This window comes from Sphingomonas crusticola, from assembly GCF_003391115.1.
GTDB lineage: Bacteria > Pseudomonadota > Alphaproteobacteria > Sphingomonadales > Sphingomonadaceae > Sphingomonas_I > Sphingomonas_I crusticola.
Genome location: NZ_QTJP01000001.1, coordinates 1,085,776 through 1,101,402, shown reverse-complemented (window position 1 = coordinate 1,101,402; position 15,627 = coordinate 1,085,776). Strand labels below are relative to the sequence as shown.

The 15,627-nt window shown below is 66.8% G+C and carries 15 protein-coding genes; 10 read left to right on the top strand and 5 right to left on the bottom strand.

The genetic code is table 11. The features are described from left to right. Positions 1-80: 80 nt before the first annotated feature. The 3 genes from lspA (at position 81) to DX905_RS05235 (ending at position 2,035) form a co-directional block, all read left to right on the top strand. On the top strand, positions 81-584 hold the full coding sequence (gene lspA / locus DX905_RS05245; protein ID WP_116090417.1) for a signal peptidase II: 504 nt from the start codon (positions 81-83) through the stop codon (positions 582-584). Beyond that, a complete protein-coding gene (locus DX905_RS05240; RefSeq protein ID WP_116090416.1) occupies positions 577-1,005 on the top strand; it encodes a DUF3035 domain-containing protein in 429 nt (142 codons plus the stop codon). The genes lspA and DX905_RS05240 overlap by 8 nt, the downstream gene beginning before the upstream one ends. 109 nt (positions 1,006-1,114) lie before the next feature. After that, positions 1,115-2,035, top strand: a complete 921-nt coding sequence (locus DX905_RS05235) for a pirin family protein (RefSeq protein WP_116090415.1) — start codon at positions 1,115-1,117, stop codon at positions 2,033-2,035. Positions 2,036-2,073: 38 nt separating this feature from the next. On the opposite strand, the gene DX905_RS05230 is transcribed toward DX905_RS05235, so the two are convergent. The 4 genes from DX905_RS05230 to DX905_RS05215 are packed head-to-tail and all read right to left on the bottom strand — an operon-like array spanning position 2,074 to position 5,682. Next, positions 2,074-2,736, bottom strand: a complete 663-nt coding sequence (locus DX905_RS05230; RefSeq protein WP_116090414.1) for an HAD-IA family hydrolase — start codon at positions 2,734-2,736, stop codon at positions 2,074-2,076. Position 2,737: 1 nt separating this feature from the next. Further along, a complete protein-coding gene (locus DX905_RS05225; protein ID WP_275896086.1) occupies positions 2,738-3,994 on the bottom strand; it encodes a hydrolase in 1,257 nt (418 codons plus the stop codon). After that, positions 3,991-4,965, bottom strand: a complete 975-nt coding sequence (gene glk, locus DX905_RS05220; protein WP_240320729.1) for a glucokinase — start codon at positions 4,963-4,965, stop codon at positions 3,991-3,993. Before glk ends, DX905_RS05225 begins: the two co-directional genes overlap by 4 nt. A gap of 45 nt (positions 4,966-5,010) precedes the next feature. Then, positions 5,011-5,682 (bottom strand): 3'-5' exonuclease, encoded by a 672-nt coding sequence (locus DX905_RS05215; protein WP_240320728.1) that lies wholly within the window; start codon positions 5,680-5,682, stop codon positions 5,011-5,013. Here DX905_RS05215 and DX905_RS05210 point away from each other — a divergent pair. Together DX905_RS05210 and DX905_RS05205 are read left to right on the top strand one after the other, a co-directional pair. After that, the gene (locus DX905_RS05210; RefSeq protein ID WP_116090410.1) at positions 5,644-6,504 is read left to right on the top strand and encodes an oxygenase MpaB family protein; all 861 of its coding nucleotides are present in this window, start codon (positions 5,644-5,646) and stop codon (positions 6,502-6,504) included. The genes DX905_RS05215 and DX905_RS05210 overlap by 39 nt on opposite strands. A gap of 58 nt (positions 6,505-6,562) precedes the next feature. Beyond that, a complete protein-coding gene (locus DX905_RS05205; protein WP_116090409.1) occupies positions 6,563-8,491 on the top strand; it encodes an alpha/beta hydrolase family protein in 1,929 nt (642 codons plus the stop codon). A gap of 19 nt (positions 8,492-8,510) precedes the next feature. On the opposite strand, the gene radA is transcribed toward DX905_RS05205, so the two are convergent. Beyond that, positions 8,511-9,884 carry a DNA repair protein RadA gene (gene radA / locus DX905_RS05200; RefSeq protein WP_116090408.1) on the bottom strand — a complete coding sequence of 458 codons (1,374 nt, stop codon included), beginning with the start codon at positions 9,882-9,884 and terminating at the stop codon, positions 8,511-8,513. Between the two features lie 101 nt (positions 9,885-9,985). Between radA and DX905_RS05195 the strand changes: the two genes are divergently transcribed. The 5 genes from DX905_RS05195 (at position 9,986) to DX905_RS05175 (ending at position 15,619) form a co-directional block, all read left to right on the top strand. Continuing rightward, positions 9,986-10,315: a LapA family protein gene (locus DX905_RS05195; protein WP_116090407.1), complete on the top strand. Its 330-nt coding sequence runs from the start codon at positions 9,986-9,988 to the stop codon at positions 10,313-10,315. After that, positions 10,315-10,989, top strand: a complete 675-nt coding sequence (pyrF, locus tag DX905_RS05190; protein ID WP_116090406.1) for an orotidine-5'-phosphate decarboxylase — start codon at positions 10,315-10,317, stop codon at positions 10,987-10,989. Before DX905_RS05195 ends, pyrF begins: the two co-directional genes overlap by 1 nt. Before the next feature lie 80 nt (positions 10,990-11,069). Continuing rightward, on the top strand, positions 11,070-13,283 hold the full coding sequence (locus DX905_RS05185; protein WP_116090405.1) for a beta-glucosidase: 2,214 nt from the start codon (positions 11,070-11,072) through the stop codon (positions 13,281-13,283). A gap of 20 nt (positions 13,284-13,303) precedes the next feature. Then, complete coding sequence (locus DX905_RS05180) at positions 13,304-14,848, top strand: carboxylesterase/lipase family protein (protein WP_162875472.1); 1,545 nt, start codon at positions 13,304-13,306, stop codon at positions 14,846-14,848. 42 nt (positions 14,849-14,890) lie between these two features. Then, the gene (locus DX905_RS05175; protein ID WP_116090403.1) at positions 14,891-15,619 is read left to right on the top strand and encodes a ParA family protein; all 729 of its coding nucleotides are present in this window, start codon (positions 14,891-14,893) and stop codon (positions 15,617-15,619) included. Positions 15,620-15,627: the final 8 nt, after the last annotated feature.

Genomic DNA, 15,627 nt, shown 5'->3' with positions numbered 1-15,627 from the left:
GCAGGGCGCTGTTCAGGGTTGGGACATCGCGTGTGCCATCAGACATGGATCCCAGCCTTCGCTGGGATGACGGGTTACGTATGAAAAACGTGCTGAAGATCGGCTGGATCGTCGCGGTGCTGACGCTCGCTCTGGACCAGCTTGCCAAATGGTTCGTCACCGGGCCCCTGCATCTCGCCGAGGTCGACACGATCGAATTGCTGCCGATCTTCCGGCTTCAATGGGTCGCGAATCACGGTGTCTCGATGGGCTTCCTGGTCGCGAGCAGCGACGGCCAACGGTGGGCGCTCGCGCTGGGCACGGCCGTGATCGCGGCGTTCGTAGCGCTGTGGCTGGCGCGCGAGACTCGCCGCGCGGACAGCATCGCGCTCGGGCTGGTACTGGGTGGCGCGGTCGGCAATATCGTCGATCGGGTGCGGCTCGGCTATGTCACCGACTTCCTCAACCTTCACTTCGGCGCATGGTCGCCCTTTTATGTCTTCAATATTGCCGACGCTGCGATTAGCGTTGGCGTAGCCCTGTTGGTGCTGCGCGCTTTTGTGACGCGCGACGCGCCCGCCCCCGCGGAGAGAAAAAATGGTTAAGCGTATTCTGGTTGCGGCGGTGCCGCTGGCGATGCTGATGCTCGCCGGCTGCCATAGCGGCCCCAAGGGCGGCGTGTTCGCCTCGCGCAAGGGCGTGCCGGACGAATTCGCGGTCGGCCGCGCCGCGCCGCTGACCGTACCGCCGGATTTCGCGCTGGTTCCGCCCAAGCCGGGCCAGCCGCGCCCGCAGGAAGCGGATAGCTCCGCACAGGCGCTCAACGCCCTGTTCGGCGGCCAGCGCGGGGTCAGCGCGGGCGAGACCGCGCTGACCGCCGAAGCCGGCCCGACCCCGCCACCGGGCATTCGCTCGGAAGCGGGCGATCCCAACACGACCACGGTGAACAAGGGCGCCGACACGCAGGCGATCCTCAAGGCGCCGCCGTCGACCAACCCGGCGGCGAACGCCAGCACGCCGAAATAGGGTTTTCCCTGATCCGTTCGCCCTGAGCTTGTCGAAGGGGCGTTCTGTTTCTCGGTGAAGGAAAAACAGTGCTTCGACGGGCTCAGCACGAACGGAGAGGGGATCGAACGTGAGCGTCCGCGACAGCGGCGTCGACGCGGTCGATCTCGTCATCCTGCCGCCATCGCGCGATCTGGGCGACGGCTTCACCGTGCGCCGCGCGCTGCCGCAGCCGCAGCGGCGCATGGTCGGCCCGTTCATCTTCTTCGACCAGATGGGGCCCGTGGCGCTGCGCGACGGTCAGGGCCTCGACGTGCGGCCGCACCCGCATATCGGCCTCGCCACCATCACCTATCTGGTCGAGGGCGAGATCATGCACCGCGACAGCCTGGGCTCGGTCCAGGCGATCAGGCCGGGCGAGGTCAATTGGATGACCGCCGGGTCCGGTATCACGCATAGCGAACGCAGCCCTGAGAATGCGCGCCACGGCGGCGGCGCTGGTCTGTTCGGGCTCCAATTATGGGTCGCGCTTCCGGCGCAGCATGAGGAGACCGCGCCGAGCTTCGCCCATCATGGCGCGGACGAGATCCCATCGGGCGAGACGAACGGAGTGACGGTCCGCCAGATCGTCGGCGCGATGGACGGCCTGGTCTCGCCGGTGAAGACCCTGTCCGAAATGGTCTATGCCGAGATCGTGATGACGCCCGGGTCGCGCTATCGCCTGCCGAGCGAACAGGTCGAGCGGGCCTTCTACCTGATCGCGGGCGCGGTGACGGTGGACGGCCAGCCGTTCGGCCCGAGCGAACTCGTCATCCTCAAGCCCCATGCCGAAATCGTGCTGGCGAGCGAGCAGGGCGCGCGGCTGGTGATGGTCGGCGGCGAGCCGTTCCCCGAGCAACGCTTCATCTATTGGAATTTCGTCTCGAGCCGCGCCGACCGGATCGAACAGGCCAAGCGCGACTGGCAGGAGCAAAGATTCGCGCGCGTGCCCGAGGAAGTCGAGTTCATCCCGCTACCGGCCGAGCCCGCGCCGCCGGTGCGCTATCCGTAAGGACGCTCGGCTCACACGAACGGGGAAGTAAGGCGGCGTCAGGCCTTCACCGCCAGCTGCAGCGAGCCGTCGGCACCGATCAGCAGCTGGAGATCGTCATAGCCGTCAATAACCGGGTGGCGCGTTCCCATGGGCGTCGCATGGGTGGCGCCGATCACAACCACTTCCATGGCGGCGGCCTCGGCAGCGGCAATGCCGGCGGCCGCATCTTCCCAGACGAGGCAGCGGCCCGGGGCGACGCCAAGCGCATCGGCCGCCATCAGGAAGCAATCGGGCGCGGGCTTGCCGTGCGCCACATCGTCGGCGGTGATGAGAAGCGGCGGCCGGATCAGGCCGGCGGCGTCGATCCGGCGTAGCGCCAGCTCGCGCGGAGCGGACGTAACCAGCGCCCAACGGTCGGCGGGCAACGCGCGCAGGAAGGCGTCGGCGCCGGCGATGGCGACGACGTCGTCCATGTCGTCCATTTCCGCCTGAACCAGCACGGCAAATTCACGGTCCACGTCGAGATGCGGTCCCCAGCGGCGGATGGTCTCCACCGCACGCCGGCCGTGCATGGTCGGCTGGATCAATGCGAAGTCGAGCCCGTGGCCTTCGGCCCAGCGTTGCCAGCAGCGATTGGCCGACGCGATACTGTCGAGCAGGGTGCCGTCCATGTCGAACAGGAAGGCGTCAAAGCTGCGCCCGGTAGGCAGGGATGTCATATCAGCTGTTCAACGCCGCGCGGATTGCGGGGCCGTCGATAGTGCCATCCGCCAGCTTGGCCAGCAGCAAGGCGGAAAGCTGGGCACGCTCGACGAAGCTCTCGGCCCAGGCATATTCGCGGTCGCTGTGAATATCCCCGCCGCGCACGCCGAGCGTGTCGATGCCGGGCAGGCCGGCCGCGAACAGATTATTGCCCTCGCACACCCCTCCGGAAGGGGCCCAGGCGAGATGCTGGCCGATCAGCGCGCCGGTCTCCCGCACCGCCTCGAACAGCTGCTGCTGCGCGGGCACGAACGGCTTGGGCGCGCGGGTAATCCCGCCATGCAGTTCGATGGCCAGGCCATCGCCGTGGCCTTCGCTCATCGCCTCGGCGATGCCGGCCATCAACCAGGCTTCGGCGGCGACGTCGGGCAAGCGCGCATTGAAGCGCAGCACGGCGATGTCCGGCACCATGTTGAGCGGCGCGCCGCCGTCGATCCGCGCGACATTGACGGTCACGCCTTCGCGCCGGCCGTTGAGCGCCCCCAGCGCCTGGGCGATGCGGGCGGCGGCGAGGATCGCGTTGCGGCCGCTCGCGAAATCGCGCCCGGCATGGGCGGCACGGCCGGTGACGCGAATGTGGAAATTGCCCGATCCCTTCCGCCCCGAAACGAGCGTGCCGTCGGCCAGTGCGGGTTCATAGGTCAGGCCGACATGGGCGGAGGCGCCGAGTTCGGCGAGCAGCGGCGCCGAAGCGAGCGATCCGGTTTCCTCGTCCGGCGACAACAGGACAGTATAGCCCAGGTCACGGGCAGCGGGGTGCGTTTCGAACGCCGCCAGCGCCGCGAGCATCACGCTGATCCCGCCCTTCATGTCGGCAATGCCGGGGCCGTGGAGCGCGCCGTCGTCGCGGGTCACCACCTCGCGGAAGCGCGTCTCGGCCGGATAAACCGTGTCATAATGGCCGGTAAGGGCGATCTGGACGGGCGCCGCCGGCCGCACCCGCAGCCGCAGCGCATCGCCGGTGCGCAGCGGCCGGATCGTTCCATCCGCGGCCACCTCCTGCGTTTCGGCCAAGGCGATCCGCTCGACCTCCCCCAACGCCGACATCGCGCCGGCCAAAGCTTCCGCCATCGTCTCCAGGCCCGCCAGATTGCGGCTGCCGCTGTTGATCGCGCACCAGCCGACGGCCCTCGCGACCATCGCGTCTTCCTGCGCGGCGAGCGCATCGAGCATCGCCCGATCGGACGGTTCGAGCGTAAGCGCGGCGACGGTCAGACGCGATGCTCCTGGGCGAAGGCCGCGGCGGCGCCGTAAAGGCCCGGCTGGGGGTGGGTGATCAGCTTGACCGGAATGTCCGACATCATCCGCTCGAACCGGCCCTTGGCGACGAAGCGCTGCGCGAAGCCGGAGCGCGGGAGGTGATCGGCCAGGCGAAGGCCGAGGCCGCCGCCGATGACGACGCCGGTGGCGCCCTGGGCAAGCGCGATATCGCCCGCGACCGCGCCGAGCGAGAGGCAGAAACGGTCGAGCGCGGCGGCGGCGAGGCTGTCGCTGCCTTCGAGTGCCGCGGTCCACAACGTCTTGTCATCGCTGGGCGCGACCGAACGGCCCTCCAGCGTCGACAATGCGCCATAGATGTTGGTGAGCCCCGGCCCGGACACGACCCGTTCGGCCGAGACACGGCGATAGCGGTTGCGCAACGTCTTCAGGATCGCGTCCTCGATCGGATCGAGCGCGGCATAATCGATATGGCCGCCCTCGGTCTCGCCGACATGATAATCGCCCTCGCCGCGCAGGACATAGGCGACGCCGAGCCCGGTTCCGGGCCCGACCACGCTGACCACGCCCTTGGCGGGAAGATCCTGTTCGGGCCCGCACAAATGGCGCAGATGCTCGGCGTCGCAGCGCGCAACCGCGTGCGCCACCGCCCCGAAATCATTGACCAGCGTATAGCGGTCGACGTTCAGCTTCTCCGGAATCAGCGCCGGGCGGATGATCCAGGGATTGTTGGTGAGCTTCAGCACCTCGCCATGGACCGGCCCGGCGAAGGCGATCGCCGCGTTGCGCGGCAGCGGTTCCTTCTGTTCGGCCGCAAACGCCTCCAGTGCGAGCTGCAGGCTCGCATGCTCCGCCGTCTTGAAGGTGGATTCGGGCGCGAGATTGACGACCCGGCCATCCGCCACCTCGGCGAGAGCGAAGCGGGCATGCGTGCCGCCGATATCGATTGCTACGAGCTTGGTCGTCACTGTTCGTCTTCCCATTCGGCACTGTGATCGCGCCCTGTGCGCGCCCTACGGAGGGGGAGGCGAATAGGGAAGGGTCAATTGCGCGGCGCCGGCGCGCACCGCCAGCCAGCGATCGCGCTCCGCCACGGCGTCGGCCAGCGCCCGATGCGCCGGCGGCGCGCCTTGTGCCTTCGCCCGGACGGCATCGATCAGAGTCGCTATCGTCGCTTCCAGACGGTCGGCCGGGACCTGCCCTGTCAGGATCGCGCGGGCGACCTCGCGCTGGACGTCGTCCGTCGCCCGCAGCCGCAACGCATGGCGGGGGAGGCCCGCGGCGCGCAGGAGTGCGCTCAGCCACTTGCCGTCCCACGACGGCGCGCTGGCGGCAAGGTCGTGGCCGGTGAGCCGGTCGACCATGCGGCGTGCCACCTCATCATGCGGCGTGCCGTCGCAGAGCAGGATTTCGCGCGGGATATGGTGGATCGCCTCGGCACGGATATCCCAATCGTGCCAATCCGGTGCGGGGCGGATGAGGTGCGTTTCCGAAGCCCCATCCTCGAAGATCCACGCCACCTCGATCGGATAGCTTTGTTTGGCGAGCGACGAGGCTTCGAAGTCGAGGAACACCAGCATCGTCCTGCAACGCTCCGTTCGCATGGGCGATGCATCGTCCGCCGGCCCGGCGCGTTCGGCTATGGCATGCTCGATATCCGCGCCCTGCTGGAACGTCAGGTCCATACTCTGGTCGGCTTCGGATCGGGGGAGATCGACCTCGAGCGGGGCGACAGCGGGCTGTTCGGGCCGCAGTCGGCCGCATGGAAGGTGCACGGCGACTTCACCACGATGATGATCGGCGGCATCGCCGCGCTGCTAATGCAGATGCTCCATCCTGGGGCGCTCGCCGGCGTGTGGGATCATTCCAACTTCCGTCAGGACATGCTGGGGCGTCTGCGAAGGACGGCGCAGTTCATCGCCGGCACGACCTATGGCTCGACCGAGCAGGCCGAGCGGCTGATCGACCGCGTGCGCACGATCCATGACAGGGTCGCGGGGGTGCTGCCCGACGGCCGGCCTTATTCGGCCAATGATCCCGATCTCCTGACCTGGGTCCATGCGGCCGAGGTGAGCAGCTTCCTCGCCGCCTATCTGCGCTACCGCGATCCTGCTTTTCCGCTCGCCGAGCAGGATCGTTATCTTTCGGAGACGGCGACGATCGCGCGGCGGCTCGGCGCGACGGCGGTGCCGACGACGCGGGCCGAGCTGGAGGCCTATTTCGGCAGGGTGCGGCCGGACCTGCGCAGCGATGCGCGGACCCGCGAAGTCGCCCGCGCGCTGCTTACCCAGCCCGCCCCCAACCCGGCACTGGCCCCCTTCGGCATGCTCATGATGCAGGCCGGCATCGATCTGCTGCCCGATTGGGCGGCTCGAATGCATGGCCTGCGCAGCGCGCCGGCGCCCGCGATCCGCGCCGGCGTGCACGGTGTCGGCAAGGTGATGCGGTGGGCGCTGCGCGACAGTTCGGCGCGCAGGGCGCGGCGGCGGGTTGCCCCAAAACCCTGACCGAATCCCGGGTTGCAGGCCGAGGGGGAAGCGATAGAAACCCCTTGGGGAGCGCGCGATGCGGACAAGGTGGAATATCGGTCTGGCATGTCTGGTCGTATCGGGCACGGTTCAGGCGGCACCGCCCGACGGTCGCGATCGCATTAAGACCGCGGAAGCTTTTGGCGCGCGGCCCTGGGTGGAGGATGTCAGTCTCTCCCCGGACGGGCGCCGCCTGGCCTTTGTCGCACCGAGTGCGGCCCGCGGCAGCGCGGCGATGGTCGAGGACCTGTCGACCGGCGTCACCAAGGCAGTTGCCTATTCGGATGGTAATCCGTTGCGCATTGCATCATGCGGATGGGCATCCAGCGATCGCATCGCATGTTATCTGTCCGGTGTCGCTTCGGTCGACGGGCGGCCCCATGACTTCAGCCGCGTGGTCGCGGTAAATGCCGACGGCACAGGATTGCTTGGGATGGAGAAGACGGGCTCGGCCCGCCTCTTCGGCTTATGGGCTTCAGACGGCAGCATCCTCGATTGGCTGTCGGGCGCCGATGGCAAGATCCTCATGGCGCGCCGTCACAGTGATGGGTCTCTGCGGATTGAGCGTGTGGATACGCGGACAGGAGACGGCGAAGTCATCAAATCGCTGCCGGACGGGGGCGGTTATTACACAGACGGCTACGGCAATGTGCGCATCTTCGCGAAATTCGAGGGCGACCGGTTCGTTTATCGATACCGCACGAAGAGCGGCTCCGACTGGCAGCTACTTGGTCAATATGATCCAGTATCCGACGCCGGCCTGAGGATCGTCACAGTCGACGGAGAGAAAGATCTGGCTTACGCCTTGCAAAAGCTGAATGGGCGCGACGCCCTCTACAGTTTCTCTCTAAGCGGCACGCCTAAGTCCGAACTGATCTATGCCGATCCACAGGTCGATGTCGCTGGGGCAGAGACTATCGGGCGCCACAATCGCACTATCGGCTACTATTACGTCACCGATCGCACGCAGACTGTCTATCTAGATACCCGCTATCGGGCTCTGGCAGCGAGCCTTTCGAAGGCGCTGCCCAATCGGGAGATCTCATTCCAGGCGGCCAGCGCCGATGAAAAGCGGCTGCTGGTAATGGCGTCCAGCGATGTCGATCCCGGTCATTATTATCTGTTCGACACCGTAACCCGCCAGCTGACGGAAGCGCTGATGGCACGACCGCAACTAGAAGGAATGCGTTTAGCGGAACAGCGCGGCATAAGCTTTCGTGGGAGCGATGGCACAATGATCCCCGCTTATCTGACGCTCCCCGCGGGTTCGGGTGGCCACGGCCTGCCCGCCATCGTCATGCCCCATGGCGGCCCCTGGACCCGTGACGTCTGGGGTTTCGACTGGCTGGCTCAATATTTCGCGGCGCGGGGCTATGCGGTCCTTCAACCACAATTCCGCGGCTCGACCGGCTATGGCGACGCTTTCGAAAACGGCAATGCCATCAAGTCCTGGCGCACGGCGATCAGCGACGTGGTGGATTCGGGACATTGGCTGATCAAAGAGGGAATAGCCGATCCTGCAAAGCTCGCCATTTTCGGCTGGTCCTATGGGGGCTATGCGGCGCTGCAGGCGAACGTCATCGCGCCCGACTTGTTCAGGGCAACGGTGGCAGTGGCGCCGGTCACCGACTTGCAGGCAATACGCACCCTCAACAAATCGCGACTGGCGGGGGCGATGTTCGACAAGGTCACGGTGAAGTTCGCCGATGCGGTGGCCGGCTCGCCGGTCCGCCATGCCGCGGACTTCAAGGCGCCGGTCCTGCTGTTCCATGGGGATCGCGATACCAACGTCGACATCACCGACTCGCGCCGCATGGACGCAGCCTTGCGGGCAGCGGGCAAGCAATCACGGCTCATCACCTATCCGATGCTAGACCATCAGTTGCGCGATAGCGCGACGCGGACCGACCTGCTGACGCAGACGGATGAGTTTTTGACCAAGGCCTTGGCTTTGCCGGCGCGATAACCGGTGCTCGGCGCCCGATCTAGCGCCCGAGCAGATGATCGACCAGCGCGCCGAGCGTGGCGAAGCCGCTGGTGGCGAGACCGTGAGCCGGCTCGCGCACGGCCGCGGGCAACAAAGCGCGGCCGAAGCCGAGCTTGGCGGATTCCTTGAGCCGCAGCGCACCATGGGCGACGCCGCGTACTTCGCCGGAGAGCGAGACTTCCCCGAACGCGACCGCGTCGGCCGGGATCGACCGCTCCGCCAGCGCCGAGACCAAAGCCGCCGCCACCGCCAGATCGGCACCCGGATCGGCGATGCGGTAGCCACCCGAGACGTTGAGATAAACTTCGCAGGTCGAGAAACTCAGTCCGCAACGCGCCTCCAGCACCGCAAGGATCATCGCCAGCCGGCCGCTGTCCCAGCCGACCACCGCGCGGCGCGGCGTCGCGCCGCTGGCGAGGCGCACGACCAGCGCCTGGATCTCGACCAGCACGGGGCGCGTGCCCTCCATCGCCGGGAACACGATCGCGCCGCTGATCGCCTCGCCGCGCTGGGTGAGGAACAAGGCAGACGGATTGGTGACCTCGTCGAGGCCGAGTTCGCCCATAGCGAACACGCCGATCTCGTCGGTGCCGCCGAAGCGGTTCTTGACCGCGCGCAGAATGCGATATTGGTGGCTACGCTCGCCTTCGAAGCTGAGCACGGTATCGACCATATGCTCTAGCACGCGCGGGCCGGCGATGGTGCCATCCTTGGTGACGTGGCCGACCAGCACGAGCGCGCTGCCGCGATCCTTGGCGTAGCGGATCAGCTCCTGAGCGGAGGCGCGCACTTGGCTGACCGTGCCGGGCGCGCCCTCGATCAGATCCGAATGCATCGTCTGGATCGAATCGATCACCAGCAGGGCCGGCGGCGCGCCGCTGTCGAGCGTGGTGAGGATGTCGCGCACCGAGGTGGCGGTGGCGAGCTGGACCGGCGCGGTGCCGAGCCCCATCCGGCGCGCGCGCAGGCGCACCTGATCGGCGGCTTCCTCGCCCGAAATGTAGGTGACGCGGGCGCCCGTGGTTGCCAGTCGCGCCGCCGCCTGGAGCAGCAGGGTGGATTTACCGATGCCCGGATCGCCGCCGATCAAAGTCGCCGATCCCGCCACGAGGCCGCCGCCGAGCGCGCGATCGAGTTCGGCAATGCCGGTCACCAGCCGCGCCGGGAGCGCGACATCGGCGTCGAGCCCGCTGACCTGTACGGCGCGGCCGCCGGAGCGCAGATCATGCTTGGCCGCGAATGGCGTCACCACCCCGCCGCCGGTCTCCTCGACCAGCGTGTTCCACTCGCCGCAATCGACGCATTGGCCCTGCCATTTGCTGGCGATGCTGCCACACAATTGGCAGGCATAACGGCGCTGAAGCTTGGCCATCGGTTTCCCATACACGAACGAAGCAAGAACATAGCGTGTCGTCGAGTGTGTGGCAATCGTCGTGCTGGCCTTGCCCGTCAATCGCCCCTAATCTGGCTTGCATGGCATTCCTGCGCACGCTCTTCTGGATCGTCGTCACGGTGATCGTGGTGGTGTTCTCGTTCCGCAATTGGTCGGCGGTGACGATCAACCTTTTCGGCGACATGCAGGCTGATGTGAAATTGCCCGTGCTGCTGCTGATCGCGTTCCTGATCGGGTTCGTGCCGCTCTACATCTGGTACCGTGTGTTCAAATGGCGGCACGTCCGTAAGCTGGCGATGCTCGACCGGGCCGTGTCGCCCACGACAGTGCCGGTACCGCCCGCACCCCAGCCGGCTTATGCCGACAACCTTCCGCTGGCGGCGGCGCGCGATCCCTTTCAGGCGGACTGATGTCGAGCCGGATCTTCGTTGCGATCGACACGCCCGACCTTGCGCGCGCGGTGGCGCTGGCGGGCAAGGTCAAAGGCCATGTCGGGGGGCTCAAGCTGGGCCTCGAATTCTTTTCGGCGCATGGCCATCATGGCGTGCGGGAGCTCGCCGCGATTGGCCTGCCGATCTTCCTTGACCTGAAGCTGCATGACATTCCCAATACGGTGGCGAGCGCGATCCAGGCGCTGCATGGTATCGCCCCGTCGATCCTGACGATCCATGCGGCAGGCGGACGGGCAATGATGGAAGACGCCAAGGCGGCGGCGCCGCCGTCAACCAAGGTCGTAGCGGTAACCGTGCTCACCAGCCTCGATGCGGGCGACCTCGCTTCGATTGGAGTGGAGGGGGGCGAGCACGCCCAGGTTGAGCGGCTGACGGGGCTGGCGCATGAGGCCGGTCTCGACGGCGTCGTCTGCTCGGGCTTTGAGGTCGCCGCGGCGCGCAAGCTGTGGCGCGACGGCTTCTTCGTGGTACCGGGCGTGCGCCCGGCGGGGGGTGCCGCCGGCGACCAGAAGCGCGTGATGACTCCCCGGCAGGCGCTCGACAATGGTGCCTCGATCCTTGTCATCGGCCGTCCTATCACCCGGGCGGACGACCCGGACGCGGCCGCGCGGGCGATTGCCGCAACGCTCTGATGCTGTCGTACGGCCGCACGATTGCGCTCGGCCGCGCGGCTTCGTAAGAGATTCACGATAATAGAAGAGGGGATCTCAGCATGAAAATTACCCGCATCCTCGCGACCGTTGCGGCTCTTGCTTTATGCTCGCCCCTCGCGGCCGCAGCGCCGCTGGCCTGGCAGAACAAGGCGCTGAATGCCGACGCGCGCGCCAATCTCCTCGTCGGAGCAATGACGACCGACGAGAAATTGCTGCTGGTGACGAGCTATTATGGCACCCAGGTCGCCTGGAATGAATATCGCGACCCCGGGGCGCGCCGCCAGTCCGCCGGCTTTGTGCCGGGCGTTCCCCGCCTCAATTTCACGCCGCAATGGCAGACCGACGCGGGAAGCGGCGTTGCCACCCAGGGCGTTGCCGTTCCCGATCTGCAGCGTACCGCGCTGCCGGCCGGCATCCTCACGGCATCGACGTGGAACCCGGATCTCGCGGTACGCGGGGGCGCGATGATCGGTGCGGAGGCGCGTGCCTCCGGCTTCAACACCATGCTGGCGGGCGGCGTCGACCTGCTGCGCGAGCCCGGCAATGGCCGCAATTTCGAATATGGTGGAGAGGATCCGCTGCTGGCCGGCACGATGGTCGGCGCGATCGTGCGCGGCATCCAGTCCAACCAGATCATCACGACCATCAAGCATTTCGCGTTCAACGATCAGGAGCGCCGCCGCACGACGGTCAATATCCTGATCGACGAACCGTCGGCGCGGATGTCCGACCTGCTCGCCTTCCAGATCGCAATCGAACAGAGCAGCCCCGGCTCCATCATGTGCAGCTACAATCTCGTTAACGGCGAATGGGCGTGCCAGAATGATTGGCTGCTCAACAAGGTCCTGAAGCATGACTGGGGCTATAAGGGCTTTGTCATGTCCGACTGGGGCGCCATGCACGATACGGTCAAGAACGCCCTCAATGGGCTCGACCAGGAAGCCGGCGTTCAGAAGCCGGCCGACTATGTCTATCGCGACAAGTTGAAGGCGGCGATCGCCGACGGGCGCGTGCCGATGGCGGTGCTGGACGACAAGGTGCGCCGCATTGCCCGCGTGCTGATCGAAAGCGGCGCGGCCGACAACCCGCCTACCCCGGACAATCGAATTCCTTATGCCGCACACGAGGCGGTCAGCCAGGCCGATGCCGAAGAGGGTATCGTTCTGCTCAAGAATGACGGGCATATCCTGCCGCTGGCGGGGACCGCGCGGCGGATCGCCATCATCGGCGGCCACGCCGATGTCGGGGTGCTGACCGGCGGCGGCTCGGCGCAGGTCTATCCGCGTGGCGGATCCGCCGTGCATGGCGAGGGGCCGAAGAGCTGGCCTGGCCCGATCGTCTATGCGCCTTCTTCTCCCTTGAAGGCGCTGAAGGCGGAACGGCCGGGCGCGCGGATCTCGTGGGCCGACGGCAGCGACCCTGCCGCTGCCGCGACTGTCGCCAGCAAGGCGGACGTCGCGATCGTATTCGTGACGCAGTGGACCGCGGAATCGCTCGATTTTCCGCTGACGCTGCCCGACAACCAGGATGCACTGGTGGATGCCGTCGCTCGCGCCAACCCGAACACCGTGGTCGTGCTCCAAACCGGCGGCCCCGTTTTAATGCCGTGGATCGACCGCGTGAGAGGCGCGGTCGAAGCCTGGTATCCTGGCAGCAAGGGCGGCGAGGCAATCGCGCGTATCCTCACCGGCAAGGTCAATCCCTCGGGCCATCTGCCGGCCACGTTCGGCCGCGCCGCGAGCGACTGGCCGCGCGCGGAGATTGACGGGCTCAATCGCGGCGAGAAGGAAATTTTCGACGTACGGTTCAGCGAAGGCGCGGCAGTCGGCTACAAATGGTTCGACAAGAACGGAACTCGGCCGCTCTTTCCGTTCGGCCATGGCCTTTCCTATACCAGTTTCCAGCAGAGTGGGCTGTCGGCGGGCGTGAAGCGCGGGACGATCGTGGCCAGTTTCACGGTCCGCAATACCGGCAGTGTCGCGGGCAAGCATGTCGCGCAAATCTATGTGTCGCCCGCCGCCGGTGGGTGGGAAGCCCCGAAACGGCTCGGCGCCTTCACCAAGCTGACGCTCGCACCTGGCCGAGCCAGCAGCGCCACCGTGACCATCGATCCGCGCCTGCTGGGTATGTGGGACAGCGCGCGTCCGGGCTGGAAGGTCGCGGCCGGCAAATATCGTGTGACGCTTGCGAGTTCTGCCGCCGATCGCGGAACCAGCGTGATCGTGACCATGCCCGAACGGCATTTGCCTGCAGGCGCCGGGGTCGCGAAGTAGAGCCTTCCGAAAGAGACATGATGGCGCGCGGCATACTTGGCGCGGCTGTCGCGCTATTGCTAATGGCGTGCGGGACGGTGCAGGCCGCAGCGGCTCCCGTCGCCGCAACCATGGCAGGCAAGGTCGAGGGACTGCTCCGAGGCAATGTCGAGGCGTTCCTGGGCATCCCCTATGCCGCCCCGCCGACCGGCGCCAATCGCTGGCGTCCGCCGCAGCCGGTCTCGCCATGGGCCAGGATACGCCCGGCGATAAAGTTCGGGTCGAGCTGTTGGCAGGCCGTGTCGCCGCAGGGCTTCGGCCCGTGGTCGCATGAATATGTCGTGCAGGGCGATATCAGCGAGGATTGCCTGTTCCTCAACGTGTGGACGCCGAAGCACGGCTCGGGAAAGCTGCCGGTGCTCGTCTGGATCCACGGCGGCGGGTTCAATTCGGGGTCGGGCGCGATCCCGATCTATGACGGGCGGGCGCTGGCGGCGCGCGGAATCGTTGTCGTCACGATCAACTATCGCGTCGGCCCGTTCGGCTTCCTCGCGCATCCCGAACTCACGCGCGAAGCCGGGGCAGGGCCGCGTGCCAATTATGGCCTGCAGGACATGGTCGCCGCGCTGCGCTGGGTGCGCCTTAATATCGGTGCCCTCCGTGGCGATCCGGCGCGGGTCACCATCGCCGGGCAATCCGCGGGATCAATGGCTGTGCACGAACTTGTTGCGTCGCCGCTTGCCAAGGGCCTGTTCGCCCGGGCGATCGGCGAGAGCGGATTGCCCGAGCCGACACGAACCCTTCCTCTGGCTCAGGCCGAGCAAGCCGGCCTCGCCTTCGCGCAGGAAAAGGGCGCGGGCTCGATCGCGGCGTTGCGCGCGATGCCGAGCGAGGCGCTGGTAGCAAGCAAGGGTGGCAATGCCGTTCGCTTCGGGCCGGTCATCGATGGCGTGCTGTTGCCCGGCACTGCCCCCGTCAGCGACGTGCCGATGCTGGTCGGCCTCAATGCCGACGAAGGCAGCGCGATGAGCAGCGGCTATGGCGCGAGCGACGCGGCCACGCTCAGCGTCCTGCTGGCGCAAACCTATGGGGCGATGGCCTCCCGCTTCGCGCAGCTTTATCCGGCTGCGACCGAGGCAGAGCGCAGTGCGGCCAACATGCAGGTCCGCCGCGATCGTGGTCTGGGCGCGATCTACGCCTGGGCGAGCACCCAGCGGAAAGGTGGTCAACCGACCTATGTCTATCGCTATGACCATGCCGAGCCCGGGCCCCAATCCGCACGCTGGCGCGCCTTCCACTCGTCCGAGATTCCGTATGTCTTCCGGACCTTCGACGCATCGCCCGAACGCGCCTTCACGCTGGCCGACCGCACGTTCAGCGAGCGCGTCTCCCATTATTGGCTGAACTTCATCAGGAGCGGCGATCCTAATGGCGCCAATTTGCCGCGCTGGCCGAAATTCGAAAGTGTAGCGCCCTCGATCCTCGCCCTCGGCGATCCGATCGCGAGCGAGCCATTGCTGCCACCGGCTAAATTATCACTGATGAAGGAATATCTCGCGAAGGGCGGCCGACCGACGATTTTCTAATGCTGTCACAAATCGGTCGCGCGGCACGGCTATGCTGTCGCGATGGCGCGAATAGCGGTTTACAGTTCGAAGGGCGGGGTCGGTAAGACCACGCTCGCAGTCAATCTTGCCTGGGCGGCGGCAAGCCTATCCAGCCGTCGCACCTTGTTGTGGGATCTCGACGCGCAGGCTGGCGCGAGCTTCATCCTCAAGCCGGACCGTGCGGCGGGCGACGAGGCCCGTGCGGTGATCGAACGCGATCTGGCGCCGCGCAAACTGATCGTTCCGACCGCAATTCCCAATCTCGATCTGCTGCCGGCCGACGCGTCGCTGCGCACGCTCGACCTGCTGTTTGCCGAAATCGACCGCAAAAAGCGGCTGCTGCGCATCTCGGAAGCGCTCGACAAGAGCTATGACCGTATCATCATCGATTGCCCGCCGGGCCTGGGTGTGACCGCCGAGCAGATCATCCGCGGCGCATCCTTGATCGTGCTGCCGGTCATTCCTTCGACCTTGTCGGCACGTGCTGCGGAGGAGCTGATCAGCCATTTCGGCGGCCGCAAGGGCGCACCGGCGGTGGTGACAGTGTTCAACATGGTGGATCGCCGCAGGCTTGCCCATCGCGCCGCGCTCGACGCCGCGCCGACGCAGCATGCCTTGCCGATGGCGAGCCTTGTGGAGCAGATGGCGGACCGTCACGCGCCGGTCGGCGTCTATGCGCCCCGCGCGCCCATGTCGCAGGCAATCGCGGCACTGTGGCAGGACATTGAGCGGCGCGTCGTGACGGCGTAGCTGGCGAG

Coding starts and splice junctions, on each gene's coding strand:
- DX905_RS05180 (WP_162875472.1), top strand. CDS start 13,304: ATGGCGCGCGGCATACTTGGCGCGGCTGTCGCGCTATTGCTAATGGCG.
- radA (WP_116090408.1), bottom strand. CDS start 9,884: ATGGCCAAGCTTCAGCGCCGTTATGCCTGCCAATTGTGTGGCAGCATC.
- DX905_RS05175 (WP_116090403.1), top strand. CDS start 14,891: ATGGCGCGAATAGCGGTTTACAGTTCGAAGGGCGGGGTCGGTAAGACC.
- DX905_RS05195 (WP_116090407.1), top strand. CDS start 9,986: ATGGCATTCCTGCGCACGCTCTTCTGGATCGTCGTCACGGTGATCGTG.
- DX905_RS05230 (WP_116090414.1), bottom strand. CDS start 2,736: ATGACATCCCTGCCTACCGGGCGCAGCTTTGACGCCTTCCTGTTCGAC.
- DX905_RS05240 (WP_116090416.1), top strand. CDS start 577: ATGGTTAAGCGTATTCTGGTTGCGGCGGTGCCGCTGGCGATGCTGATG.
- DX905_RS05185 (WP_116090405.1), top strand. CDS start 11,070: ATGAAAATTACCCGCATCCTCGCGACCGTTGCGGCTCTTGCTTTATGC.
- pyrF (WP_116090406.1), top strand. CDS start 10,315: ATGTCGAGCCGGATCTTCGTTGCGATCGACACGCCCGACCTTGCGCGC.
- DX905_RS05210 (WP_116090410.1), top strand. CDS start 5,644: ATGCTCGATATCCGCGCCCTGCTGGAACGTCAGGTCCATACTCTGGTC.
- lspA (WP_116090417.1), top strand. CDS start 81: ATGAAAAACGTGCTGAAGATCGGCTGGATCGTCGCGGTGCTGACGCTC.
- DX905_RS05205 (WP_116090409.1), top strand. CDS start 6,563: ATGCGGACAAGGTGGAATATCGGTCTGGCATGTCTGGTCGTATCGGGC.
- DX905_RS05215 (WP_240320728.1), bottom strand. CDS start 5,682: ATGGACCTGACGTTCCAGCAGGGCGCGGATATCGAGCATGCCATAGCC.